General features: G+C 64.7%; 19 protein-coding genes and 2 other RNA genes. 16 read left to right on the plus strand and 5 right to left on the minus strand.

Annotated features, from left to right (window positions below):
* Positions 1-264: 264 nt before the first annotated feature.
* From mpl to ASF90_RS21860, 4 genes are all read left to right on the plus strand, one after another.
* Positions 265-1,632 (plus strand): UDP-N-acetylmuramate:L-alanyl-gamma-D-glutamyl-meso-diaminopimelate ligase, encoded by a 1,368-nt coding sequence (gene mpl, locus ASF90_RS08615; protein ID WP_193552609.1) that lies wholly within the window; start codon positions 265-267, stop codon positions 1,630-1,632.
* Entirely contained in the window at positions 1,632-2,228 is a 597-nt protein-coding gene (locus ASF90_RS08620; RefSeq protein ID WP_055848490.1) for an LON peptidase substrate-binding domain-containing protein, read from the plus strand. Before mpl ends, ASF90_RS08620 begins: the two co-directional genes overlap by 1 nt.
* A gap of 284 nt (positions 2,229-2,512) precedes the next feature.
* The gene (locus ASF90_RS08625) at positions 2,513-3,397 is read left to right on the plus strand and encodes a bestrophin family ion channel (protein ID WP_055848493.1); all 885 of its coding nucleotides are present in this window, start codon (positions 2,513-2,515) and stop codon (positions 3,395-3,397) included.
* Between the two features lie 495 nt (positions 3,398-3,892).
* A non-coding RNA gene (locus ASF90_RS21860) (sX9 sRNA) lies at positions 3,893-3,969 on the plus strand.
* Between the two features lie 152 nt (positions 3,970-4,121).
* Here the strand turns inward: ASF90_RS21860 and ASF90_RS08630 are convergent.
* Positions 4,122-6,209 carry a bifunctional DedA family/phosphatase PAP2 family protein gene (locus ASF90_RS08630; RefSeq protein ID WP_055848496.1) on the minus strand — a complete coding sequence of 696 codons (2,088 nt, stop codon included), beginning with the start codon at positions 6,207-6,209 and terminating at the stop codon, positions 4,122-4,124.
* A gap of 162 nt (positions 6,210-6,371) precedes the next feature.
* Between ASF90_RS08630 and ASF90_RS08635 the strand changes: the two genes are divergently transcribed.
* From ASF90_RS08635 to ASF90_RS08650, 4 genes are all read left to right on the plus strand, one after another.
* Positions 6,372-7,031, plus strand: coding sequence for a serine/threonine-protein kinase (locus tag ASF90_RS08635; RefSeq protein ID WP_055848499.1), 660 nt, complete (start codon positions 6,372-6,374; stop codon positions 7,029-7,031).
* Positions 7,032-7,165: 134 nt separating this feature from the next.
* On the plus strand, positions 7,166-7,981 hold the full coding sequence (locus ASF90_RS08640; RefSeq protein ID WP_055848502.1) for an NAD(P)-dependent oxidoreductase: 816 nt from the start codon (positions 7,166-7,168) through the stop codon (positions 7,979-7,981).
* A gap of 378 nt (positions 7,982-8,359) precedes the next feature.
* Positions 8,360-9,307 (plus strand): YiiG family protein, encoded by a 948-nt coding sequence (locus ASF90_RS08645; protein WP_236699255.1) that lies wholly within the window; start codon positions 8,360-8,362, stop codon positions 9,305-9,307.
* A gap of 125 nt (positions 9,308-9,432) precedes the next feature.
* Positions 9,433-10,374, plus strand: a complete 942-nt coding sequence (locus ASF90_RS08650) for a YiiG family protein (protein WP_055848506.1) — start codon at positions 9,433-9,435, stop codon at positions 10,372-10,374.
* Between the two features lie 276 nt (positions 10,375-10,650).
* On the opposite strand, the gene ASF90_RS08655 is transcribed toward ASF90_RS08650, so the two are convergent.
* The gene (locus ASF90_RS08655; protein WP_055848510.1) at positions 10,651-11,523 is read right to left on the minus strand and encodes an ion transporter; all 873 of its coding nucleotides are present in this window, start codon (positions 11,521-11,523) and stop codon (positions 10,651-10,653) included.
* Positions 11,524-11,595: 72 nt separating this feature from the next.
* Between ASF90_RS08655 and ASF90_RS08660 the strand changes: the two genes are divergently transcribed.
* Positions 11,596-12,822, plus strand: a complete 1,227-nt coding sequence (locus tag ASF90_RS08660) for an acetylornithine transaminase (protein WP_055848513.1) — start codon at positions 11,596-11,598, stop codon at positions 12,820-12,822.
* 528 nt (positions 12,823-13,350) lie between these two features.
* Here ASF90_RS08660 and ASF90_RS08665 read toward each other — a convergent pair.
* Positions 13,351-13,968: an HAD-IA family hydrolase gene (locus tag ASF90_RS08665; RefSeq protein ID WP_055850284.1), complete on the minus strand. Its 618-nt coding sequence runs from the start codon at positions 13,966-13,968 to the stop codon at positions 13,351-13,353.
* Between the two features lie 391 nt (positions 13,969-14,359).
* Here ASF90_RS08665 and ASF90_RS08670 point away from each other — a divergent pair, with 391 nt between their 5' ends.
* From ASF90_RS08670 to azu, 7 genes are all read left to right on the plus strand, one after another.
* Positions 14,360-16,642, plus strand: coding sequence for a TonB-dependent receptor (locus ASF90_RS08670; RefSeq protein ID WP_193552635.1), 2,283 nt, complete (start codon positions 14,360-14,362; stop codon positions 16,640-16,642).
* A 67-nt stretch (positions 16,643-16,709) separates the two neighbouring features.
* Positions 16,710-18,317 carry a flavin monoamine oxidase family protein gene (locus ASF90_RS08675; protein WP_055848519.1) on the plus strand — a complete coding sequence of 536 codons (1,608 nt, stop codon included), beginning with the start codon at positions 16,710-16,712 and terminating at the stop codon, positions 18,315-18,317.
* Positions 18,314-18,739 (plus strand): cytochrome c, encoded by a 426-nt coding sequence (locus ASF90_RS08680; RefSeq protein ID WP_055848522.1) that lies wholly within the window; start codon positions 18,314-18,316, stop codon positions 18,737-18,739. Before ASF90_RS08675 ends, ASF90_RS08680 begins: the two co-directional genes overlap by 4 nt.
* A 22-nt stretch (positions 18,740-18,761) precedes the next feature.
* Complete coding sequence (locus ASF90_RS08685; protein WP_055848525.1) at positions 18,762-19,265, plus strand: RidA family protein; 504 nt, start codon at positions 18,762-18,764, stop codon at positions 19,263-19,265.
* Positions 19,266-19,295: 30 nt separating this feature from the next.
* Entirely contained in the window at positions 19,296-20,498 is a 1,203-nt protein-coding gene (locus ASF90_RS08690) for a pyridoxal phosphate-dependent aminotransferase (protein ID WP_055848529.1), read from the plus strand.
* A gap of 128 nt (positions 20,499-20,626) precedes the next feature.
* Positions 20,627-20,703: non-coding RNA, sX9 sRNA (locus ASF90_RS21870), on the plus strand.
* A gap of 160 nt (positions 20,704-20,863) precedes the next feature.
* Complete coding sequence (gene azu, locus ASF90_RS08695; RefSeq protein ID WP_055848532.1) at positions 20,864-21,313, plus strand: azurin; 450 nt, start codon at positions 20,864-20,866, stop codon at positions 21,311-21,313.
* Between the two features lie 153 nt (positions 21,314-21,466).
* Here azu and ASF90_RS08700 read toward each other — a convergent pair whose 3' ends face one another.
* Both ASF90_RS08700 and hemL read right to left on the minus strand, forming a co-directional pair.
* On the minus strand, positions 21,467-24,235 hold the full coding sequence (locus tag ASF90_RS08700; protein ID WP_055848535.1) for a LuxR C-terminal-related transcriptional regulator: 2,769 nt from the start codon (positions 24,233-24,235) through the stop codon (positions 21,467-21,469).
* Positions 24,236-24,976: 741 nt separating this feature from the next.
* On the minus strand, positions 24,977-26,266 hold the full coding sequence (hemL, locus tag ASF90_RS08710) for a glutamate-1-semialdehyde 2,1-aminomutase (RefSeq protein ID WP_055848541.1): 1,290 nt from the start codon (positions 26,264-26,266) through the stop codon (positions 24,977-24,979).
* Positions 26,267-26,562: the final 296 nt, after the last annotated feature.

Raw genomic sequence — 26,562 nt, forward strand, 5'->3', positions numbered from 1 at the left:
GGAAAAGAAAAACCCCGGCCATACAAGATGACCGGGGCAGAATAACGCCAGTAATGAGCTTGCTCAGAGCCCCAACAGCATGAGCTCCCTGGGGATTTGGTCTCTTGGGGAGTAGAACCAAAGGGTGCTGCGACTGGCGTTCAGCATAGTGAGGGATGTGACGCAGTTCGCATATCGGGAAATTCCCGACAGTACGGTAGGAGTTTCCTGACAGCGGCGCCGGGTGCGGATCGGAATGTCCTGCAACTCCGGTGATCGGCGACAATGTGCTCCATGAGCAAACTCCACATCCTCGGCATCGCCGGGACTTTCATGGGCGGTGTGGCCGCCCTGGCACGCGAGCTGGGCTGGCAGGTAGAAGGTAGCGACCAGGCCATCTATCCACCGATGTCCACCCAGCTGGAAACGCTCGGGATTTCGCTGGCCCAGGGCTACGAGCCGTCCAATATCTCCGCCGACGCCACCGAGGTGGTCATCGGCAATGCCTTGTCGCGCGGCAATCCGGCTGTGGAAGCGGTGCTCGATGCAGGCCGCCGCTATAGCTCCGGCGCCCAATGGCTGGCCGAGCAGGTGCTGCCGGGCCGCGACACGCTGGCGGTCGCCGGTACCCATGGCAAGACCACCACCACCAGCATCCTGAGCTATCTGCTGGAGGCGGCCGGGCGCGCGCCGGGCTTTTTGATCGGCGGCGTGGCCGAGGATTTCGGCGTGTCGGCACGGCTGGGGCAGGGGCGCGCGTTCGTGGTGGAAGCAGACGAATACGACACCGCCTTCTTCGACAAGCGCAGCAAGTTCGTGCACTACCGGCCGCTGGTGGCGATCCTCAACAACCTCGAATACGACCACGCCGATATTTTCCCTGACGTGGCCGCCATCCAACGGCAGTTCCATCATCTGGTCCGCACCGTACCGGCGCGCGGGCGGCTGATCGTCAATGGCGAAGACGCGCGGCTTGCCGAGGTGTTGGCGATGGGCTGCTGGACGCCGGTGGAGCGCTTCGGTTTCGATGCGGCGCTGGAGTGGAGCGCGCGCTTGGTGGCCGCCGATGGCAGCGTGTTTGCGGTCGCGCATCGCGGCGTGGAGATCGGCCAGGTGCAGTGGCCGCTGGTGGGCCGGCACAACGTGCTCAACGGATTGGCTGCACTGGCGGCTGTGCATGCGGTGGGCGTGGATCCGGTAACGGTGATGCCGGCGCTGGCGCACTTTCAGAGCGTCAAACGCCGACTGGAAGTGTTGGGGCAGGCACGAGGGATCACCATCTACGACGACTTCGCGCATCATCCCACCGCCATTGCGACCACCTTGCAGGGGCTGCGTGCGAAGGTGGGCGCGGCGCGTGTGCTGGTGGCGATGGAGCCGCGCAGCAATTCGATGCGGTTGGGCGCGCATGCGCAGGCGTTGGCGCCGTCGCTGCACGATGCCGACGCGGTGGTGTTCCTGCATCGTCCCGAGTTGCCATGGGATGCGGCACCGATCATTGCGCAGGTGCGCGGGCAGGCACACGTGGCGCATGACGTGGAGGCGTTGCTGCAGACGCTGGGCGACATCGCGCAGCCGGGCGACCATGTGGTGTTTATGTCCAATGGCGGATTCGACGGCGCGCCGCGTCGCTTTCTGGCGCAGCTGTCGTGATGGCGTCGATCGCGGACACTGACGACACCAGCGCTTTGTCGCTGTTTCCGCTGCACAGCGTGTTGTTGCCGGGCGCGGCGATGGGGCTGCGCGTATTCGAGCGCCGCTATCTGGATCTGGTGCGCGAATGCGGGCGCAACGGCACCAGCTTCGGCGTGTGTCTGATCCTGGATGGCAATGAGGTAGGCGTACCGGCAACGCCGGCGGCGTTCGGCACCGAAGTGCGGATCGAGGATTTCGATGTCGGCGCCGATGGCGTGCTGGTGCTGCGCCTGCGTGGCACGCGTCGCTTTCATGTGCAGCGCTCGCGTATCCGCGACAACGGCTTGTTGGTGGGCGAGGTGAGCTGGTGCGAGCCCGACCCCGACGACGAATTGCGGCCCGAGCACAGCCTGTTGGCAACCGTGCTCGAGCGCATGCTCGAACAGGTGGGCGGCGAATTTGCCTCGGTCGGTCCGGGGTTGCTGGATCAGTCCGCATGGGTGGGATGGCGGCTGGCCGAGTTGTTGCCATTGACCGAGCAGCAACGTTTGTCGTTGTTGCAGCAGGACGACCCGCATCAGCGTCTGGAGCAGTTGCTGGCCTGGATGCCCTGAGCGCGGGCAATCACGTAGCGCGGCCAATCAGCAGGCGCCGCTGCGCATCGGGTGCGAAGGAAGCGAACGTGGATAGGCACTGCATGCCGCTTCGGGGCATGGGCCGCACCTAGTCAATGATCGCGCAGAAGTGTTTTGCGCTCGCGAGGCACTGCTTTTATCGCCCCATCACCGCACTTGCACCGGCGTGGCGGCAGACTTCTTACGCTTGAGTGCGCTAGCGATGGCATCCATGCACTGGATGCGCGCAAGGGCGATACGCGTTTTTAGTGAGGGAGTGTGCCTTGATCATCGATGTGAAACCGCGTGTGGCGGATGTGTTCAGTCAGGTCTGGCGGACCCTGGCGGTGTTGTTTGTCTGGGACGTGTTGATCACGATCATCTATTACGTGCTGCCGTTCCGCGCGCCGGCATTGCCGTTGACCATCTTCGGTTCGGCACTGGCGTTATTCCTGGGCTTTCGCGCCAATTCCACCTATCAACGCTGGTGGGAAGGCCGCGTGCTGTGGGGCCAGATGATCAATGCATCGCGCAATCTGGTACGCCTGAGCGTCAGTATCCTGTCTGCACCAGAAGCTTTAGCGCTGGGGCGCACGATCGCGCTACGGCAGATCGCCTATGTCAATGCATTGCGCTGCCAGCTGCGGCGGTTGCCGGTGGCGATGGCCTTGGAGTCGCGGTTGGATGCCGACGAAGTGGCAGCGGTGATCACGCGTACGAACGTGGCCAATGGCTTGCTCGATACGACTGGCCGTGCCGTGGAACAGGCGCGTCGCGATGGCTGGATCGACAGCATCCAGCAGGCCAGCGTCGAGCGCATTCTGGTGGATATCGCCAACGCGCAGGGCGGCATGGAGCGGCTGAAAAATACGCCTCTGCCATATCAGTACCGCTTCTATCCGAACCTGTTTACACGGCTGTTTTGCGTGCTGTTGCCGATCGGTCTGGTGGAAACGTTGCAATACGCCACGCCGGTAGGATCGACGGTCGCCGGCTTGATGTTTTTGGCGGTGCTGAAGATCGGCGATGAGCTGGTCGACCCGTTCGCCAACACCATCCACGATCTGCCGCTGGACACCATGTGCCGCACGGTTGAGATCGATGCCCTGCAGGCGATTGGCGAACCCGCGCCGGAGCCGATGCAGCCGGTGGATGGGGTGTTGTGGTGAGGTGTTGCGCGCTTGACCAATGCGGCTTGTGCGCATCCAAACGGCGCTGAAGCACAAGCTCTCGGTCACCTTGAGAGGTAATGGAATGGTGCGGATGCGTTGGTTGTAGAGCGGCTGATCTGCGGCTTGGGTGCAGGGCCCTTGCCCGGCCACCATCGCGGGACACGCTGCAAGTACGTCCTTGTAAGCTCTTACGCGGCATCCATGCCGCGTAAGGTCCCGCGACGGTGGGCGGGCAAGGGCCAGTCGAGATGGGCGGTGTGCTTGGTGCAAGCAATGCATGATGTGCTTCTACTTTGCTAGCTCACATGTGTGTGCGATCCGCATCAGCAGGCCACTGCGACTCGCGAGACGACCAGCTCTTTTAAGCAGCTACCGACCAACGTCCTGGTGCGGTGTCCCGCGAGCGGCGAGGGCGCCGCGCCCTCGACTAAGAGCAGCTAGCAAAAGGACTGTGCAGCCGCCAGGCGGGCGCGGCCGGTGCTCGGAATCCTCGTGTACCACTCGTACACTGCGGTTCTGAGCGCGCCGTCCACACCCACCTGACGACTGCTCGCTACGTTTTGTTAGCCGCTCTCACCAAGGCTGTTGACCTAAACATGCGGCTGCATCTAAGCGATGCAACGCGTTGCCACCATCGAGACAGCGTTCAAAACGTTTTACTAGCAGTTCTTATCAACCGGACTGCGCGTTCGCCGGCCGATCGCCGCTGTTACCCGATCGATCAACGGCGCTGTTGTGGCTGACCCGATGCAGCCGGGTCGGACACAGTGGTTTCGGTCTGCGGTGCGGCGTTGTCTTTGTCCTCTCGCCGCACCGCATTTCCCGACGTACTGTCGATCAAGATCACTGGCACCTGCGAGCGGCGACGCTGCTCCACACGATGCGGCAGCGGGCCGAGTGCGTCGCGCAGCGCGCTGAGTGCAGGGTCCACGCCGCGTAATGGGTACCACAGGCCGATCAGGCTGAAGTGGCGGCTGTAGCGCAAAGTCTGCGTGCTGCCTACCCACAGCGGTTGTGCGCTGGGCTGCAGTCGCGCGGCTGCAGGCCACAGACGCAACACATGCACGTGCCCTGGCGCGGCATGACGCACCATCAACAAGGCTTCGACCTGGGTGTCCAGCGTGGCCGGCAGAATCGGCACTTCGTCCGGGCGGCCGCTGACATCCAGCAGGTGCAGTGCCTGTTCCCAGCCAGCCTGCGGTTGTGCCCGCCAGCCGCTTGCTTCGAGCTGGCGTTGCAGCGGCGCGAGCGGGCCGGCCACTTGTACGTCCAGCGGCCAGCGCTGGTCGTCGTCGAATTCATTGCGACGTGCCGGCAGTAGCCGCCATTGGCCCTCCCACCAGTCGCTGGCGGGCAGGTCCATCAGCAGCGGCGGTGGCGGTTCGAACTTGGCCAGCTTGGTGCCGAGATTACGCGGCGCAAAGAAGATCGCGCAGCTCACGAACACGCCGTAGAAGATCCACGACACCGGCTTGACCCAGAACGCGCGCGTGGCGCGGCGGCGATACGCAATGCCCAGCACCAGCAGCCAGAAGATGCCGAACAACATGCCGCCGACCACGTCGCTGAGCCAATGCGCGCCCAGGTACAGGCGTGCGAAGCCGATCAGCGAGACGATGGCGCCACTGACCAGATACGGCCAGACGCGGCGGCGGCCGGGCAGTTCGCGTGCGATCAACAGCGCGAAAAACCCGAACCCGATCGTGGCCATGGTGACCGCCACCGACGGAAATCCGAAACCGCTGCTGGCGGCCGGCGGGCGCACCACCTGCACGGTGGCGCCCAGCAACTGTGTCAGGGCCAGGCCAAATGCCAGTGCGATGACCCAATGCGCCACCGCCATCCAGCGCCGACGCCAGGCCAGGTAACCCATCGCTGCGGCGATCGCCGGCAACAACACCTGCCAATCGCCCAGCGAGGCCAGCGCCACCATCGGGTAGTCGGCCAGCGGGTTGCGCAGCGCCAGCATCAGGTCGTGCACGGCCAGGTCCACGCGCAGGGGTTCGCCATGCGCCAGCACCACCATCAGCAACACGAACCAACCCCAGCCAAGCAGCAACAGCATCAGCGCCATCATCGCCAGCGGGACCGATTCGCGCCGGCGTGGGTCGAACACGCTGACCGACCAGTTGCCCAGCACCGGGTGCCGATGCGACCACTCCAGCAACCGCGCCAGCAGGGCATCCAGATGGCCTGCCGACCAGCGGTACGAATACAACACCACCGCCCAGGCCAGGCCGATCACCGCAGCCAGCAGGGTGACCACCACGAACAGGCGCCCGGCGACTGCAGCGACCGCGTCGTAGGCGGTGCCCAACACCCAGCCCGGCACCAGAAACAGCAGCGCCCACGACACGCAGGCCAGCCCGCTGGCGAACAGATAGCGCTTGAACGGCATGTGCGACATGCCGGCGATGGCGGGCACGAACGGCCGCACCGCGCCGACATAGCGCGCGATCAGAATGCTCTTGAAGGCGTTGCGTCGGAACAGCAGCTCACCGCGTTCCAGCAACTGGGGATAGCGCCGAAACGGCCAATACGTGTGCAACTGGTGGCCCCAGCGATGGCCCACCCAAAAGCTCAACGCATCGCCGATAAACGCCCCCAGGGTGGCGCACACCACTGCATACGGGCCGTTGATCTGGCCGAGCCCGATCAGCACGCCGATGGCGAACAGCAGCGGCAGCGCGGGCACGATGGCACCGAGCACGATCACCGCATCACAGAATGCGATGGCAAAGATCACCACGCCAGCCAAGGTGGGGTGGTGTCCGATCCACTCCAGCGTGGCGTCGATCCATGAGTTCATTCCCGAATTATAAGTGGGCAGGGCGACGACTGACTTGCGCCATGCTCACATCGGCCGGTTGGCTTCACCTGAGGTTGCAACCAGGCCACGGTGCGGGTGTGTGTCATCGGCACGCGCTGCAACGACAGTACGGCGATGCGGGCTGCCCGCCTACAATGGGGAATGAGTCACGAGCCCGCCGACAATCTCCCGCTGAAGTCCGATACGTTCGGGCGCATTTTGTTGATCCGCGACGCTGGCCGGGTGTTCGTGCGGCGCGACCTGAGCGTGGCGCCATGGCTTCTGCGTGGGGTGGCCTGGTGGCTGGCACGTCGCGAAGCGCTGGCGCTGCGGCAGCTGGATGGCCTGCCACACACACCACGGCTGTTGCGCTGGGACGGGCGCCATCTGGACCGCAGCTATCTGGCCGGCGATGCGATGTACCAGCGTCCGCCACGCGGTGATCTGGCGTATTTCAGGCAGGCGCGCAGGCTGTTGCAGCAGCTGCATCGGTGTGGCGTTGCCCACAACGATCTGGCCAAGGAAGCCAACTGGCTGGTGCAGGACGATGGCAGCCCGGCGGTGATCGATTTCCAGCTGGCGGTGCGCGGCCACCCGCGCGCGCGCTGGATGCGTCTGCTTGCACGCGAAGACCTGCGTCACCTGCTCAAGCACAAACGCATGTACTGCCCGGCCGCGATCACGCCAGTGGAACGTCGCGTGCTCAAGCGCAGGTCGTGGGTGCGCGAGCTGTGGTTCGCCACCGGCAAACCGGTCTACCGCTTTGTGACCCGGCGCATCCTGCACTGGGAAGACAACGAAGGGCAGGGGCCGAAGCCCTGAGGAGCCGGGATTGGGCATCAGTGATTGGGGATTGGGGATTCGCAAAAGCGTATCGCGTGAGTTGATTGTTTGTCGGCTGCTGGACGTTCAAGGCGCTAAGCTCTTGCGATTGCCGATCCCGATTCCCGATTCCCATGACGCTAAAAGACAAAACGCTCTTCATCACTGGTGCCTCGCGTGGGATTGGCTTGGCGATCGCGTTGCGGGCGGCGCGCGATGGGGCGAATGTGGTCATCGCGGCCAAATCGGCGGTGGCCAATCCCAAGCTGCCCGGCACCATTCACAGCGCTGCCTCAGCAGTCGTTGCGGCAGGTGGAAAGGCGCTGGCGCTCAAATGCGATATCCGCGACGAAGCGCAGGTGCACGCCGCCGTTGCCGCCACCGTGGAAGCGTTTGGCGGCATCGATATCCTGGTCAACAACGCCAGTGCGATCTGGTTGCGCGGCACCTTGGACACGCCGATGAAGCGCTTCGACCTGATGCAACAGGTCAACGCGCGCGGCAGTTTTGTGTGCGCGCAAGCCTGCCTGCCGCATCTGTTGAAGGCGCCCAATCCGCACATCCTCAGCCTTGCCCCGCCGCCATCGTTGAACCCGGCGTGGTGGGGCGCGCATACCGGCTACACGCTGGCCAAGATGGGGATGAGTCTGGTGACACTGGGGCTGGCCGCTGAGTTCGGCCCGCAGGGCGTGGCGGTCAATGCGTTGTGGCCGCGCACAGTGATTGCCACCGATGCGGTCAACATGCTGCCGGGCGTGGACGCCGCTGCCTGCCGTCGCCCCGAGATCGTGGCCGATGCGGCGCATGCGGTGCTGACCCGCACTGCGGCCGGTTTCCACGGGCAGTTTCTGATCGACGAAGCGGTGCTGACGCAGGCCGGTGTCACCGACTTCAGCGGTTATGCGGTCGATCCGTCGCGGAGCCTGTTGCCGGATCTGTTTCTCGACTGAGTGGCTGACAGAACGCCTGTGCTCACCCCCAAGCGGGCAAGGCGAGTGCTCGATGCGGTGTGTGCCACTCATCCGTTGCGGTGCTGGGCGCGCCGTCCACCTCTGCCTGACGACTGCTCGCTCTGGTTTATATAGCTCCAAGCGCGGTGCAGGCGGCCGTGCGCCGATACATCGATGCAGACGCTGCGAGTCATTCGTCCACGAAAAGCCGGATTGACCTTGTGCGCATCACCGCCTGCCGCGCAGACGAACGCCGCCGTCCACTTCGCTGCCGAGCACGATGATTTCACGCCGCAGTTTGCTATCGTGCGCGGCTGAAATCGTTTCCAACAAGGACGTTTGCCCGTGTTCCTGAAGCCCGGCGCGTTTGCGCCCGCCCTGTTCGTGTTTGCGCTCTGCGCCGGCTGCAGCAAACAGACCACGCCGACCGGCAACGCGGCGGCAAGCAAGAGCGCCGATGCGCCGAGCGATGCGCAGCATGCGCTCAACGCCAAACTGGGTGCGTATATCGATTGCTTCAACCGCGTCGATCTGCCGGTGCATACCGGTGCCAAGCATTACATCGGTTCGATTGACGATGCAGCCGCCGGCCCCAGCGGGCGCGAAACGCGCGTGGCCGGCCCCTACGACATCAGCGACGTCGACATGAAGGAGTGCGATGCGCCGGTCAGCGCGGCGGCTGCGGCGCAACCGTCGCTGCCGGCACTGGATGCTGCGGCTCGGGAATATCACGCGGCATTGCAGGCGCTGCGGCCGATCAGTCACCAGGTGGCCGATTACTACGCGCGTCAGGATGATGAAGACGACCAGTTCGCCAAGGGCAAGCAACTGCACGCGCCGTTGATGGCGGCGCTGGAGCGTTATGCCGAGGCCAGCAGCGCATTCGGTACCGAGCTGGAAGCGCAGAACGATGCAGCGCATCGCGAAACGCTCAAGACGCTGGAGCGCGAGGAGGGACGCACGCGCGAGTATTACCGGCTGTCGATGATGCTCGATGCCAAGCAACTGACCGACGTACTGCAGGAAGATCAGTTCGACACCGCGCGTGCAAACACGCTGCTGGAGGGCTTCAACCGCCTCTCCGACGAGGCGCATGCCAAGGTGGCCGACCAGGAGCCGGATAAACTCAAATGGAACAGCTTCGAAACCGCTGCGGAAGACTTCCGCAGGCAGGCCAAGGCGCGGGTAAAACGCGTGGTCGACAAGACGCCCTACAGCCGCATCGAACAGGGCTGGCTCGATAGCCCCTCGCTGGCGCCGGAAGGATCGCCGCGCAAGTTGCTCAATACCTACAACGCGTTGGTGTCCGAGAGCAATCGACAGTAGTTGCCAGCCTCATCGCACGATGCAGCGCGTGCGGCCATATGCCGGGCGCTGACGACAACGCACGCGATCGACCGTTGCTCACCTCACCTCACCTCATTTCTTCACCACCGCACAGGAACTACCGCATGCGCCATCCACGTCGTTACGCACCGCTCAGCGCAGCGGTTGCACTTGCCGCACTGCTCGCCGGCTGCCAGAAAGATGCGCCGGTTGCGGCTGCGCCCGATGCCGACAAGATCAATGCCTACATCGCCTGCTTCAACGGTGTCCAGCAGCCACTGCATGAGAGTTACCAGACCTACACCGGCTGGATGAAGGACCCGCAGGCCGGGCCAACGGGCAAGGAAGAGAATATCCGTGCACCGGGAACGGTGCTGTCGCATCGGGTCGAGGCCTGCGGCGCACCGATGACTGCCGCACTGGCGCAGCAACCGGCCAACGCCGAACTCGACCCGGTAGCGACGACGTATCAGCAGCGGTTTGCCACGCTCAATGAGCGTATCGGCGAAGCGGTGCGGTATTACGATCGCGAGGATTATCTGCGCGACGACGGCAAGGGCATGCGTGCGCTGCATGCGCCATTGATGCAGGCCTACGCAGCGTTCTTCGATGCGGGCGACGCGATGAATGCGGCGCTGGACCGTAACGAAGACACCCGGCGTCAGGCGCGGATCGATGCGATCGAGAAGGAAGAAGGCCGCAGCGCGTCGTGGTATCACTTGAAGATCACCGGCGAAGGCAAGCATCTGGTGCAGGTGTTGGATAGCAATGCACCGGATCTTGCGGCAGCGCAAAGCCAGCTCGCGCGTTACCAGAGCATTCTGGAAGAGGCGCAGAAAGCCAAGGTGGGCCAGGGCGATGCGATGTGGGGACACATGGAACGCGCTGCCGATAAGCTGGCGCGCGAGTCCGGACGTCTGGTCGAGCGCATCCGCACCAACACCCCGCTGAGCAAGAGCGAGCAGATGCTGCTGGAAAGCGGCTCGATCCCACCGGGCGGCACGCGCCAGGCAGTGCTGGCCAGCTACAACGATCTGATCGACATGAGTAACCGCATGTCGCAGTAAGCGCGACATGCAGCGGCTGCGCTCAACACCTGGCGCGCTCTTTCGGGTGCCAGGGCTGCATTGGCAGGACGTGGGTTGCTTCGGTCATGCGGTCCGCAACGTGCCGGCGATCGCGCGCCGGTTGTCGGTTGGCCACTGTGCTGCGAGACGGCTGCGCCAACCTCGTGCTGCGGCAGTGTGAGCGGCGATTGCCTGCTCACCGGTCACACAGCTTACGGTGGTGATGCCCACCACGTAATTTGCCTCCCGTCGACGCCTGCGCGCTGCCGCCTTGCGTCAGCCGTTGGCGATATCCGGCAGCGGCTCGGCGCATTGCCGGCAATAGCGCGCGTCCGATGCGTGGCCTTCCAGCCCGCAGCGGGCGCAGTTGCGAACGTCGCGCCGACCGGTGTGGCCACCTTCGCGCAGCGTGGTGGCAAGTTCGGCGGTGTAGATGCCGGTGGGTACGGCGATGATGCTATAGCCGATCAGAATCAGTGCCGAGGTGACGAAGCGGCCCAGCGTGGTTTGCGGCACCAGATCGCCAAAGCCCACCGTGGCCATGGTGACGATGGCCCAGTACATGCTGGTCGGGATGCTGGTGAAACCGTGTTGCGGGCCTTCGATGACATACATCGTGGCGCCGGCGATCACGGTGATAGTGAGCACGGTGAACAGGAACACCAGCACCTTGCGGCGGCTGCGCCATAACGCGTCCACCAATTGCCCGCTTTCCTGGATATAGCGGGTGAGTTTGAGGATGCGGAACAGGCGCAGGATGCGCAGCACGCGCACGACCAGCAGGGTCTGTGCACCCGGCACGAAGAACGACAGATAGCTGGGCAGGATCGACAGCAGGTCGATCACGCCCCACACGCTGAGCGCGTAGTGCAGCGGGCGCCGCACCACCGCCAGGCGCGCCACGTATTCGATGGTGAACAGGACCGTGAATGCCCATTCCAGCGGCACCAGCCAGTGCGCCGAATGCGCATGGATGCGCGGCACGCTATCGATCATGATCACGATCACGCTGGTCAGGATCGCCACCACCAGCATCAGGTCGAAATTACGCGATGGGCGCGTGTCGTGGCGGTAGATGATGTCGAACCACTGCCGGCGCCAGCCGTCGGTGGTGGCGGGAGTGAGCTGAGGATCGGAGAAAGGGCGCATGCGCACATTGTGCCGCAGGCCGGCGAATGCGCGAGAATGCGGGTTCTCCCTCCGCTTCTGCGACCCACCATCATGAGCACCGCTGCCGATTCGCCCCTGTCCCTCGCGCACTACTACCTGCCGGTGTATCGCCCGCGCCAGGTGGTGCTGGAGCGCGGTCAGGGCAGTCGCGTATGGGATGACGCGGGGCGCGAATATCTGGATCTGTCCTCCGGCATCGCGGTGAGCGGGCTGGGCCATAACGATGCGGATCTGGTCGCCGCGCTCACCGAGCAGGCGGGCAAGCTGTGGCACACCAGCAACATCTTCTACAGCGAGCCGTCGCTGCGGCTGGCCGAGGAACTGGTCGGCGCGTCGCGTTTTGCCGAAAAAGTCTTTCTGTGCAACTCCGGCACCGAAGCCAACGAGGCGGCCATCAAGCTGGTGCGCAAGTGGGCCAGCAATCAGGGCCGCCCAGCCGACAAGCGCGTCATCGTGACGTTCCGTGGCAGCTTCCATGGACGCACGCTGGCCTCGGTCACCGCCACCGCGCAGCCGAAATATCAGGAAGGCTACGAGCCGCTGCCGGGCGGATTCCGCTATGTGGATTTCAACGATGTGGCGGCGCTGGAAGCGGCGATGGCCAGCGGCGACGTAGCCGCGGTGATGCTGGAGCCGATCCAGGGCGAGGGCGGGGTGATGCCGGCGGCGCCGGGCTTCCTGGCGCAGGTGCGCGCGCTGTGCGATCGACACGATGCCTTGTTGGTGCTGGACGAAATTCAATGCGGCATGGGCCGCACCGGCACGTTGTTCGCGCATTGGCAGGAGCAGGTGACGCCGGACATCGTGACGCTGGCCAAGGCGCTGGGTGGTGGGTTCCCGATCGGCGCGATGCTGGCCGGCCCCAAGGTCGCCGAGACCATGCAGTTCGGCGCGCACGGCACCACCTTCGGCGGCAATCCGCTGGCTGCCGCGGTGGCGCGCGTGGCGCTGCGCAAGCTGGCTTCGCCGCAGATTGCCGAGAATGTGGAGCGGCAGTCGGCGGCGTTGCGTGCGGGCCTGGACGCGCTCAATGCCGAGTTCGGCCTGTTCGCACAGGTGCGCGGGCGTGGGTTGATGCTCGGCGCGGTACTGGCACCGGCGCATGCCGGGCAGGCTGGTGCGCTGCTGGATCTGGCAGCCAAGCATGGTTTGTTGGTATTGCAGGCCGGCCCGGATGTGCTGCGTTTTGTGCCGGCACTCAATCTGACCGATGCCGAGCTGGCCGACGGCCTGGCGCGTCTACGCCTGGCGATTGCCGAGTACGCCGCGCAGCGGTGATGGGTTGCTTGGTCGGTTGCGTGTTGGTGGCTGGTAGGGCGCTGGCTGGTAAGGCGTGAGCCGGTGCGTTTGTGGATTGCGTAAGGCGGTGTCTAGGTGACGGCCCTGTATCGCAACACCGTACCCTCACCCCAACCCCTCTCCCGACGGGAGAGGGGCTAGTTGGTGCAGTTGGGTTTTGCTGCGACTGGTCTGGTTGCGTATTTGTGCACGATTGACCGTGTTTTCTTGCGCGTGCGCAGAGGAGGGCACGCGGGCGGATGGGATATCGATGACGGCGTACTTGGCCTGATCCATCGCAGCGTGGCCAGCGTGCGTCCACTCGGGGGGGCGTGGTACTTGGCAGCGCATTCGCGTGCAGATGTAGCCGCCTCTGGTCGCTCGGCACAGCGTTGATCTCTCACGCAGGTCGGCGAACGCTGATCCGACTTCCGACTTCCGACTTCCGACTTCCGACTCCCCATTCCCAATTCCCGATTCCCAATTCCCGATTCCCGATTCCCAATTCCCAATTCCCAATTCCCAATTTCACCCCAACCCATACCGCTTCAACACACGTCGCAATGCGCGCGCATCGCGCACGGTATCGGCATGCAATCCGGCGGCGCGGGCGCCGCGGACGTTGACGAATAGGTCATCGACGAACAAGGTGCGTGCCGGTTCCGCACCCAGCTGCGCAAGCGCACGCTGATACACCTGCAGCTGCGGTTTTCTGCCGCCTAACGCACCGCTGCACAGTACGCGGCCCTGCAGTAACGGAAACAGCGACGGCACGAGTTGCGCGATCGCCTCCGCCATCAATGGGCCGTTGTTGGTGAGCACCGCCACCGCGGTCGTCGCCGACACCGCCAGCACCTGCGTTACCACCGCGGGATCCGCGCAGCACGCTGCCACGCGTGCCGCGATCCAGGTGGCGCGGTCGATCGGATGTCCTAGCCTGTCACTCAATTGCGTCAGATAGGCTTGCGTGTCGAGCTCACCGGCATCGTAGGCACGCTCCAGTCCCTGTTCGAACAGGACCTGCTGCACGCGCTGCGGCGGACATGCAGCTGCAGTCGCCAGTGCGGCCAGCCGGCGCGGACGCGAATAGCTGGCCAACACGCCATCGAAATCGAGCAGCAGCAAGGACGGGCGTATAGACGGCATGGGCGTGCTCATGAGGTGGGCACGCAGCGTTGTCGATCTGCCGCTGCATCGCAAGCATGCGGGATCTCCTATGCCCGGATACGCGTGAACGGGTAGGCGCGTGGCGCGCGACGTCTCACACCCGCGTACGGCGGTCGCGCACGCCTTATTGCGGAAGCCCTGCGCGTCCACGGGCACGCCAACCTGAGTGTCTGCGCTACGGATTCAAAGGTTCTAGCTCGGTAAGAACCTACCCGCACGCGCAGACCCTACCCTCCGCACCGCGTCTGCGGCGCAACCTCGCTGGGTATGGTCGATCCATGCCGTATCTGCGGTATCAGCCGGTCTTGGGGAGCGGGTCCGGTCACTCAGCACGCAGCACTTTCCAGGGGTCGATTGCATGCCTAAGCGCTTGAACACCGATCGGTTGGCGACCGCGATGGCCGCCATTCTCACCGCCGCCACGCGTCGCCACACGCTCGCCTCGATGACCCTGCTGATGTCCGGTGCGCATAGCCTGCCGGCACTGGCGCAGGACGCACGCACTCTGGATGCGGTCAGCGTGGTTGGCACCGGCTCCACGCGCACCACTGCCTCCATTTCGATGGACGAGATCCAGGCCCAGGTACCGGGCGTGGCACCGCAACAGCTGCTGGCCAGTCTGCCCGGCGTCAACGTGCAGACCACCGACCCGTTCGGGCTGTACGAGTTCGGCGATTCGATGACCATTCGCGGATTTTCCGCCAACCAGATCGGCGTGACGCTGGACGGCATTCCGATCGAAACCTTCGACACCCGCGAAGGCGGGCCGATCACCCGTTACGTCTCCAGCGAAAACCTGCTCGATGTCACGGTGTCCGCCGGCTCGGGCGATGTCACCCAGCCCTCCTATCACGCACTCGGTGGCGCGATCCGCTACACCAGTCTGCCACCCAAGGGCGGCGATAGCTGGAGCGGCAATCTCACCCAGACCATCGGCTCGGACGATCTGGTACGCAGTTTTGTGCGTCTGGATACGCCGGAGTGGTGGGACGGCGGGCCGAGTGCCTACCTCTCCGCATCCCGCACGCAGGGCGGGGTGTGGGACATGGAGCCGGCCACACAGAAGAGCGATCACTTCGAAGCCAAGGTGCGCCAGGCCTGGGATGCCGGCAGCCTGACGTTGGGCTGGATCTACAACAACCGCAAGGATTACGACGTGCAGTCGTACAACTCCGACGGTTCGGTGTCGTGGGATCTGCACGAACGCATCACCGGCAATCCGGAAGTGGATGCCGAGCATTACAGCGAATGGCAGAACGGCCGCCGCGATTCGCTGCTCAGCTTGCACGGCGATTTCATGTTCAACGACGCCATCGGCGTCACCTTCACCGGTTACTACGAAAACAAGCACGGCTACGGCGTCGGCGGCACGCCGCCGAGTACCGCTACCGGGTTCTACAACGATGCGATTGCCGGCACCCCAGGGCGCACCGATGTCGCCATCAACGACCCGCAGATTGTCGATGCCACTGGCAATGTCATCCGCGTCGGTGCGATGACGCGGCGCGAAGAAATCATGGGCGGCGATCGCTACGGTTTGACCACGGCCGTGGCGTGGGAGACCGAGCACAACAAGCTGGAAGTGGGCGCCTGGTACGAGAGTTACGACTTCGATCAGGTGCGCCCGCTGTACAACCTGGACCCGGCCACCGGCGCCTTGCTCAAGAACGCTCTGCCCATCGTCATCTACTACGACAACCACTTCTCCACCGAGGTGAAGCAGCTCTACGTCAAGGACACGCTGCGTCTGCTGGATGATCGGTTGACGATGGAATTCGGCGCCAAGGGGCTGGATGTCAAACGCGACTACAACGGGATCGCCAATCTGGACGACTTCAACGTTGGTGTGCGCCGATCTGTGACCATCAAGAACAGCGACTGGTTTCAGCCGCAGGTCGGTGCAAGCTTCCAGCTGGCCGAGGGCGTGCAGGTATTTGCCAACTACGCGGAAAACTTCAGTTCCGCGCCGCGGTTGGCGCTGACCTCCGGTGCGTTCAATCCGGATATCGCGCCGGAAGAATCCACCAACATCGATATCGGCATCCGTGCCGAATCCACGCAGTGGAGCGGTTATCTGGCCGCCTACAAGATCGATTATTCCAACCGCATCATCGCGCTGACCGACCCGGACCCGCTGGTGGTGGCGCCCACCGTGTACGCCAACGTCGGCGACGTACAGACCTATGGTGCGGAACTGTCCGGCATGTGGAAGCCGGCGCCGGGCTGGCGGCTCGGTGCATCGTTGACCTGGAACACCTCCGAGTTCCAGGACAACTATTTCGGCCCGGTCAGCGGCGCGCTGGTGCAGGTGGAAGGCAACGACGTACCGGATGCGCCCAAGCTGATGTTCAGCGTCAACGGCGGTTGGGAAGGCGAGCACTTCTTCGCCAACCTCGATACCAAATACACCGGCAAGCGCTACGGCGACACGCTCAATACCGATCAGGTGGATGCCACCTTCATCGTCAATGGCAGCGTTGGGTATCAAGGCGGCGCTGCCGGGTTTCTTGCCGGTGGTCGTTTGCAATTGTCGGCCTACAACCTGTTCGACAAAGACGATGCGATCGGCGCGGTGTTTCCCAACGAAAGCTCTGGCTCCTACCAGCTGATCGCGCCGCGCCAGCTGTTCGCAAGCCTGTCTTACCGATTTTGAGTGATCGACGCGGCTGGCATTGCGGCCGGCCGCGCGACTGTCCATGACATGCAGGGGATGTGCGTTGATGCGAGGCAATCACACTGGGGCGATGACGCGGCGGCAATTGCTGGCGCGCATCGGCATGACCGCTGGCGGCGCGATGATGTATCAGGCGATGAGCAGCCTGGGCATGGCGGCCGAATCGCGTTTTACCGGCCCACTGCAGCTGGATGGCGACCCGAAGGGCGCATCGGTGCTGATTCTGGGCGCGGGCCTGGCGGGGATGACCGCGGCCTTCGAATTGCGCAAGGCCGGCTATCGCGTGCAGCTGCTGGAATACAACGGCCGCCCCGGTGGCCGTAACTGGACGTTGCGTGGCGGCGATCGTTACACCGAACTCGGTGGCGCAACCCAGCACTGCCAGTTCGACGATGGGTTGTATCTCAATCCGGGGCCGTGGCGCATTCCGCATCACCACAAGGCGGTGTTGAGTTACTGCAAGCAGTTCGGTGTGGCGTTGGAAGCGTTCAACCAGGTCAACTACAACGCGCTGCTGCATAGCCAGAAAGGCTTCGATGGCACACCGCAGCGGTTCCGCGCGATCGATGCCGATTACAAGGGCCATGTCTCCGAGTTGCTGGCCAAGTGCACACAGCAGCACGCACTGGATACGGCAGTCAGCCGCGAGGATCAGGAAGTGCTGTTGGAATCGCTACGTACCTGGGGGGCGCTCGATCGCAACTTCGGCTACGTCAAAGGCAAGGACAGCAGCGAGCGGCGTGGCTTTGCGCGCTACCCCGGTGGTGGCTTGTCGGGCAAACCGGAATTTTCAGACCCCTTCAGCGTGCAGGACGTGCTGCGTTCGCGGCTATGGACCACGCTGGCGGCCGGCAACAACTACGAAATGCAGACCACCATGTTTCAGCCGGTGGGCGGTATGGACCAGATCGGCAAGGCGTTCGCGCGCCAGCTCGGCGATGCCATCACCTACAACGCCAAGGTCACCAAGATCGATCAGGACGGCAGTGGCGTGCGCGTGTCCTGGCAGGACGCCACCCGCGGTGGCGAAGAACGCGTGGCCAGTGCGGACTGGTGCATCTGCACGATTCCGTTGTCGGTGCTCAGCCGGATTCCCACCACCGCCAGCGACGCGATGACCACCGCGATCGGCAAGGTGCCGTATGCCGCATCGGTCAAGGTGGGCCTGCAATTCAAGCGACGTTTCTGGGAAGAGGACGAGGCCATCTACGGCGGCATCAGCTACACCGATCTGCCGATCACCTTGATCAGCTATCCCAGCACCGGTTATCACAGCGCCGGCAAGGGGGTGCTGCTCGGTGCCTACGTGTGGGGGCTGGATGCCTATCAATTCACTTCGATGAGTCCCGAGCAGCGTGTGCGCAAGGCCGTCGAATACGGCACGCAATTGCACCCGCAATATCCGCGCGAATTCGAAAACGGCATTGCGGTCGGTTGGCATCGTGTGCCGTTCACGCATGGCTGCTTCGGCATGTGGAGCGAGCAGGCGCGTGCCGAACATTACGAGCCGCTCTGTCAGATCGACGGCCGCCTGGCGTTGGCGGGCGAGCATGTGTCCTATATCCCGGCCTGGCAGGAGGGCGCGATCCTGTCGGCACACGATGTCGTCGGCCGCCTGCATCGCAAGGTCATTGCCGGCGGAGGTCGCGCATGAGTCTGTTGCCACGTGTGTGTGTTGCGGCCGTTGCGCTGGTCATCGGCACTGCGCTGCTTCCGCCCGGTCTGCGCGATGCGCAGGCGCAAAGTTCCGACGCCACCGCGCTGTATCCACAAAAGGGGTTCGCCACCGCCTCCGGCGAGCATGTCTACCGTGCGGTCTGCCAGGGCTGCCACATGCCGGCCGGCAGCGGTGCGCAGGGTGCCGGCGACTACCCGGCGCTTGCGGGAAATCCCAAGCTGGCGGCTGCGCCCTACGTCACCATGATGGTGCTCGACGGCAACGCCGGCATGCCGGGATTTGGCGACATGCTCACAGATCGTCAGGTGGCCGAAGTGGTGAGCTATGTGCGCACCCATTTCGGCAACGACCATGCCGAGCGTGTCACCGCCGACGACGTCAAGCTGCTGCGCCACTGATTCTCTCTTCCAAGGAGTTGCCATGTTCCGTCCCGCCGTCAATGCCCTCGTTGCCACCGTCGTGTTGTCTGCAGGCCTCAGCGCTGCAACTGCTGCCGAGGTGATCCGCCACAAGATTCCCAACAGCGATTTCCCCATTGCCGCAGCGGTGGAAGTTCCGGCCGGCAAGGCCACCGTGTATGTCAGCGGCAAAGTGCCGGCAGTGGTGGACACCAGCGCACCGAAGGATTCTGCAGCCGCCTACGGCGACACCAAGGCGCAGACGGTGAGCGTGTTGAAGCAGATCCAGGACCAGCTCAAATCGCTCGGCCTGGGCATGGGCGATGTGGTGAAGATGCAGGTGTTTCTGGTCGGCGACCCGGCGATGGGCGGCAAGATGGATTTCAACGGATTCATGGAAGGCTACCGGCAGTTCTTCGGCACCAAGGAACAGCCCAATCTGCCGGCACGCTCGGCCTTCCAGATCGCTGCGCTGGGCAATCCGCTGTATCGGGTGGAGATCGAAGTGGTCGCCGTGCGTCCTTGAGTTCACCTCACCGCCCTGCAGGAGGTCACCATGAATACCCCGCTGTCGCGCCGCAGATTTTTGCGTGATTCCGCCCTGTTTGCCGGCGCCGCCGGGACCGGTGCATTGCCGCTGTTTGCCAGCGCCGCCGAACGCACCGCTGCCGTTGTGCCAATCACCGCCAGCACGCTGTCGCCGGTGATGATCGGCTCCAACGAGTTCCCGGATGGCCCGTCTGCGGCAGCGGTCAGGGCCATTGCGCAGATCGCACCGCAGGGCGGGCGCTATCTGCGCGAGGTCCAGATGGAACTGATGACCACGCTGGCGGCCGAGCTCAAGTTGCCGGTGAACCATCTGATGGCCTACGCCGGCTCCACCGAGCCGCTGGATTACACGATGCTGGCCTTCACCTCGCCCAGTGCCGCGCTGGTCACTGCCGACCCGACATACGAATCGGGGTGGCGCGCTGCCACGCGCAATGGCGCCACGTTGATCAAGGTGCCATTGCGCAGGGATTTTTCGCACGACGTGCAGGCGATGTGCGCCGCCGACGCCAATGCCGGTGTGATCTACATCTGCAACCCCAACAATCCCACCGGCTCGGTCACCGCACGCAAGGATCTGGAGTACGCATTGGCGCACAAGCCCAAGGGCAGCGTGTTGGTGGTGGACGAGGCCTATATCCACTTCGCGCGCAGTACCCGCAGCGTGGTGGACATGGTGGCTGCCGGCGAGGACGTGGTGGTGTTGCGCACCTTCTCCAAGCTCTACGGCATGGCCGGCATCCGGCTGGGGTACGCGGCCGCGCGCCCGGAGCTGCTTGCCAAGCTGATGTTCTACAGCGTCAACAGCTTGCCGGTGACGGCGGCCGCTGCAGGTCTGGCCAGCTTGCGCGACCCCGATCTGGTGCCGCAGCGCCGTGCACGCACCGCTGCTACGCGGCAGGACGTCATCGACTTCCTCAGTCAGCAGGGTTACGCGTGCACGGCGTCGGAGAGTAACTGCTTCATGGTCGATGTGAAGCGGCCCGCAGCAGGTTTCAAGGACGACATGGCGACCTTTGGCGTGTTCATCGGCCGCAGTTGGCCGGTGTGGCCCACCTGGTCGCGGATCACCGTGGGAACCGAGGCGGAGATGGCACGCTTCAAGCAGGCGTTCGTGCAGGTGATGGCCGGCAAGCGCGGCCCGCTGCCGCTGCCGCAGGCCGCAGCCGATGTGCACGACCCAATGCGGGACTTCTTCCGCTATGCATAGCCTCGTCTGCGCGACTGCCGCGCAGTGATCCTGCCGGTGTGGTTCTCGCCTGATGCGCTGGATATTTAGAGCAGCTAACAAAACGACTGTGCAGCCGCCAGGCGGGCGCGGCCGGTGCTCGGTGCGGCATGCACCACCCGTACGCTCCGGTTCTGAGCGCACCGTCTACACCCACCTGACGACTGCTCACTACGTTTTGTTAGCCGCTCTTAGCGTCGGCGCATCTCGATCGCCGCGCACAGTGGATTGTGCGGCGGCGCAGCACTGCATCGGCAACGGCAAGGCGGTACTCTGACCGCACTGGCGCAGGCGCGAGCGTCGGTCGCTTGCACATACCGCGCTTTCTTATTGCAGGAGGACTGCCTTTGAAGCTGTTTTCGACGATTGCTGTGCTTGGCTTGATAGCGATGGCGCCCTCGGCCTGGGCGCGGACCTGCGCGGTGACCATCACCGGCAACGATCAGATGAAGTTCGATCAAAGCGCCATCACGATTGCACCCGATTGCACTCAAGTGGATGTAACGCTCAAGCACGCCGGCAAGATGGCCGCCACGGTGATGGGGCACAACTGGGTGCTGACCAAGTCCGCCGATTTCCAGGCGGTGGCCAATGACGGCATGCGCTCGACCATTGCCGACAGCTATCTGCCCAAGGCCGATGCGCGTGTGATCGCGCATACCAAGGTGGTCGGTGGCGGCGAAAGCACCACGGTCAGCTTTGCAACCAGCAAACTCACCAAGGGCGGCGCTTACACGTTCTTCTGCTCGTTCCCCGGGCACTGGGCGATGATGAAAGGCACGTTGAAGTTTGGGTGATGGTGGGGCGCTTGGAGTCTGTCTCCAGCGCCCTTCGCCGCGTTGACGCAGCCGCATCGATCAGGCGACAGCCACCGCATCGCCACGCATGCGCAATTGTTCTTCGCGATCACAGGCGTGCGCATGCGCGATGCATGATGATGTGCACGCCGCTCAGCGCGGCGGCGTATCCGATGTCTGCTGCGTGTCCTCGCCGCGCAACACTCCGCGCTGCAGCGCCTGCGCCAATGCACTTTCGCGGCTGCGTGCGTCGAGCTTGCGATACAGATTCTTCAGATGGAATTTGACCGTGTTTTCCGAAAGGTGCAGGTGGCGGGCGATCTGCTTGTTGGAATAACCGCGCGCCAGTTGCGCCAGCACTTCCAGTTCGCGTTCGCTGAACACATCGCTGGCGGGATCCTCGTCACCACTGAGGCGTTCGAGCAGCGCCTGGATGGTCAATGCACGCGTGGTGCCGCCAACCGTTTGCGGGTCGTGTTGGCGCAGCGAGCGCAACATCGCTTTTGCCGGCAACCCAAGCTCCATGATCGCCTGCCAGCTCTGCGTCAGCGCCACGTGGTCCAGCGCACTGTACAAATGCGGCAGGGCAGCGAGCAGTTCGCCGCGCTGCTGCAGCACCAGTGCGATGCGGGCGCGGGTGCGCGCGAGATGGCAGGCGTTATCGCTACTCAGGCAAGCCTGCTCGATCTGGCCGAGAATGGTCAGCGCCGCATGGCTGCGTCCGGCCAGGCGATGCCAACGTGCCAACGCAAAGCCCATCGCCGCACGATCGCGCCAGCGATGCGCCGAGCGCAGGGTGTGCGCCAGCCCGGACTCGCCGCCAGTGCGCGCGATCACCACATCGATTGCAGCGTTGCCGGGGTGCTCCAGCAGCAACATCAAGCGCCATGCCGACGCCAGCTCTGACAGTCGCGCCAGCTTGCGCCCATGCGCGATCTGCTCGACATGCTCAAGCAGCACCAGCGCACTGCGCCCACTGTGATCGCGCACGCGTTCCAGACCCAGCGTGGTGTCGTACGCGGCCGCCAGCACGTCCACGCCGCCATCGTGCTGCTCGAGCAGTTCCAATGCCGGATGCAGCAGGTCGGCGGCATCGTCGTGGTGGCCGCGCTCGTAGTGCACTTGCGCGAGCAGACAGTTGCCGGCCGCTTCCAGCACGCGGTCCAGTTGCGGCGTGCGTGCGCACCAGCTCAGCGCTTGCCGATAACAGGCTTCGGCGTCGCCGAGCCGCCCGCGGTAGAAAAAGCTCTGGCCGAGCGAGAGCAACGCCTGACTGGCACCCAGATCGCTGCCGCCGCGGTGCATCGCATCGCGCGCAGCCAGGGCATACCGCTCGGCCACGGCAAACCCGCCCTGTGCCAGCGCGGTCGTCGCACAGATGCATAGCAAGGTGCCGCGGCCCAGATGATCGTCTTCGTCCAATGCGCTCGCCTGCGCGGCAATCTGGGTCAGGCCATGCGGATTGCCGCAGATCTCGTCCAGGCGATCGCGTAGCAATGCCACCACCACGGTGTAGTCGCGCTGCAGCGGCTCGCGCACGGCGGCCGGGAAATCGCGGAAGCGTTCCAGCAACAGGCGCGCATGACTGAACTCGCCCAGTTTCAGATGCAGATACGCCTGGGTGAGATTCAGTGCAGGCGTGTCGCGGATGCTGCGGTGCTCGAAATGGCGCAGCAACGCGCGCACTTCATGCATGCCGTGGGTCAGCAGTAATTGCCAGGTACCGGCGCGCGCGATGTAACTGGCGGCCAGGTCGCCGCACTCGCCACGTGCGGCATGGCGCACGGCGTCGGCCAGATGCTGGTGCTCGCCGAACCAGCGCGCCGCGCGCTGATGCAGCTGCACGGCCTGGCCGGGATGGTCGCGATCGAGTAACTGCTGCAGGAAATCGGCAAACAACGGGTGATAGCGGAACCATTCGCGCTCGCCATCCAGCGGCACCAGCAGGCCATGGAAATGGTCCAGTCGCGCCAACAGCCGGCCGCTGTCGTCGCGTTGGCGCACGGCATCGGCGAGCGCGGCGTTGACGCGATCGAGCAGGCTGGTGCGCAACAGCAGATCGCGCGTGTCTGCATCGAGATCGTTGACGACCTGTTCGGCCAGATACGCGGCAATCTGCGTGCTGCGCCCGGAAAAACGTGCGGCGACTTCCTGCTGACGTTGCGCATTGCCTTCCAGCCACAGTCGCGCCAGATGCAAGGCGACCGGCCAGCCCTCGGTGTAGCGCAACAGCTCGTCGACCACCGGTGCCGGGATGTGCGGTCCCAGCAGTGCGCGCGCTTCGTCGTTGTCCAGCGCCAATTGCGCGCTGCCAAGGCGGCTGAGTTGCGCCTGCAGATCCAGCCGCGCCAGCGGCAACGCCGGCACGCGACGCGTGGCGAGCAACAGATGCAGGCGCCCGCCACTGTGTTCGACCAGTCGCAACACCAGCTCATCGACCGGGCCATTCCCGAGCCGGTCGTAGTCGTCGAGGATCACGCTGATGCGCCGCGGTGCGCTGCGCAGCGCGCGGATCAACACGGTGGCCGCATCGCGCGGGTCCTGGTCGCGGTTGTGCATCACGCCGGCACACAGCGCCGGATCTGCACCCGCGCCCTGCAGCGCCAGCGCAAGGTGGCCGAGAAAACGTGCCGCATCGGCGTCTTCTTCATCCAGCGACAGCCACGCCACCGCATCGTCGTGCGCACGTCTGCGCGCATGCCATTGCGCAAGCAAGGTGGTCTTGCCGAACCCCGGCGGGGCCAGCAGCAGCGTGAGTGGCCGCAGCTGCGCCTGATCCAGTGCTGTCAGCAAGACCTCGCGCACCACCGCACCCGGGCGCGGCAGTGGCGGTTCCAGCTTGCTGGCAAGCAGCCAATCGGGAAGCGCATGGTCGCGCGATGGCGACGGGCGCGGGGTGAGCAACGCAACAGGCTTGAACATGAGGCGAGGGCGGCCCTGACAAGCGTCAGCAGCGCGCCGGCTCGACACGCTGCACAACCAGAGTGAAACAGCGGCGACGGCCAGCCTGTCACCACAACGGCGACAACGACAGATCGGCTGCTTCGAGGGTCCCCACCCATGCCCGTCCGTGAGCACCTTTCAGAAAGGTATGACAGCCGTAAGACAAAAGCAAAGTGTGCTGGGGCTAACTGCGGTGGCCGTCGCAGGCGACCGTGCAGGCTGTGCGCTGGGTCAAGCACTGTTCGCCCCGTTGGGCTGTTCCGTGCGGAGGGGCAGGAGAGTGGTAGGGCCTATTCATCGCAGCCAGCGTGCGTCGGCTGCTCTGCGAGCGCCGGCCGGTCACTCCGATTCGCATCGCCGCGCGGGCGCTGCGGAGCCTTGTCAGTTGCCTCCGGTGCAGCTGGGAAACTAGGCACGTTCGCGTAAAGCGGCCGAATCGAACGGGCAGTGCAGGCTCACTGCGTGCAGATGCATCGCTTGCCGCGCAGGCGCATTGCCTGGCCTGCAGCGGCGCATCAACGGTTGCAACTGAGAAGCAAACGGGCAGCACAGGTTCACTGCGTGCAGATGCGACGCTTGCCGCGCAGGCGCGCTGCCCGGACTGCAGCGGCTCATCAACGCTTGCAACTGCCCGTGCGGCGTCGATGCCCTGGTCGGTCGCCGGCGTGGGCTGGCCACGGCCGGCGATCATGCTGGCAACGCGGGTCGGCGAAGGCGCGCTTAGCGCGCAACGTCCGCAAACGCCTCGCGTGCCGCCGCAAGCGTGGCGTCGATCACCGCCGCATCGTGCGCGCTGGACATGAAGCCCGCTTCGTACGCCGACGGCGCCAGATACACGCCCCGCTGCAGCATCGCGTGGAAGAAGCGATTGAAGCTGGTGGTGTCGCACGCAATGGCCTGCGCGTAGCTGTCCACGATTTCGTCGGTGAAGAACAGTCCGAACATGCCGCCGACCTGATTGGTGGTGACCGCGATTCCGGCGGCGTGGGCGGCATCTTCCAGGCCTTCGCACAGCGCGCTGGTGGCCTCGCTCAGACGTGCGTGGAAGCCCGGCTCCTGCACCAGCTCCAGCATCGCCAGGCCCGCCGCCATCGCCACCGGATTGCCCGACAAGGTGCCGGCCTGATAGATCGGCCCGGCCGGAGCGATCTGCTCCATCAGGTCGCGACGGCCGCCATACGCGCCCACCGGCATGCCGCCGCCGATGATCTTGCCGAAGGTGGTCAGATCCGGCGTCACCCCGTACAGCGCCTGCGCCCCCCCCAGTGCGACGCGGAAGCCGGTCATCACTTCGTCGAAGATCAGCAGCGCGCCATGCCGCGTGCACAGCGTGCGTAGATGCTGCAGGTAGCCGGCCAGCGGCGGAATGCAGTTGGCGTTGCCCACCACCGGCTCGATGATCACTGCCGCCACGTCGGCGCCGATCTCGTCGAACAGCGCGGTGGCGCCTTCGAAGTCGTTGAAGCTGAGCGTGGCGGTCAGCTCGCTCAAGCCCGCCGGCACGCCTGGCGAGGTGGGCACGCCTAGGGTCAGCATGCCGCTGCCGGCTTTGACCAGGAACGAGTCGCCGTGGCCGTGATAGCAGCCTTCGAACTTGATGATGCGATTGCGCCCGGTGGCGCCGCGCGCCAGCCGCACCGCCGACAGCGTGGCTTCGGTGCCGGAGTTGACCATGCGCACCATCTCGCACGACGGCACCAGCCGGGTGATGGTTTCGGCCATGGTGACCTCGGCCGCGCAGGGCGCACCGAACGACAGCCCATCGCGGATTGCCCGTTCCACCGCGTCGCGCACGGCAGGGTGGTTGTGGCCGGCGATCATCGGGCCCCACGAGCCCACGTAATCGATGTAGCGATTGTCGTCGACGTCATAGAGATACGGGCCATCGGCGCGCGCCACGAAGAACGGCTCGCCGCCGACCGACTTGAACGCCCGCACGGGTGAATTGACGCCCCCGGGCAACAGGGTCTGCGCCTGGGCGAACAGGGCGTGGGAGCGGGTGTGATTCATGCGCGCAGATCCTTGAGGAATACCGATGGGGGCATCGACGCCCGGCAACGGGCATCGCGTCCGCCATTGTCAGGCCTGCGGCCTCGCGCGCCTACCCGGCAGAGGCCCGCCTACCCGTCGGAGCCGCCGGGTAGGGGAACTTGGCTGCCTATGATCGAACGCGACGGTATCGACAGTTTGGGTATGAGCTGATGGCGTGCGGTCATTGGCGCCCCGCTGCCGATGTTCAGAAAGTGTGATTGCGGTGGCCGTTGGCCCCGTTCATTTAGCCGCGTTGCCGGCAGTTTCCATCTTGG

This window comes from Xanthomonas sp. Leaf148, assembly GCF_001423585.1.
GTDB lineage: Bacteria > Pseudomonadota > Gammaproteobacteria > Xanthomonadales > Xanthomonadaceae > Xanthomonas.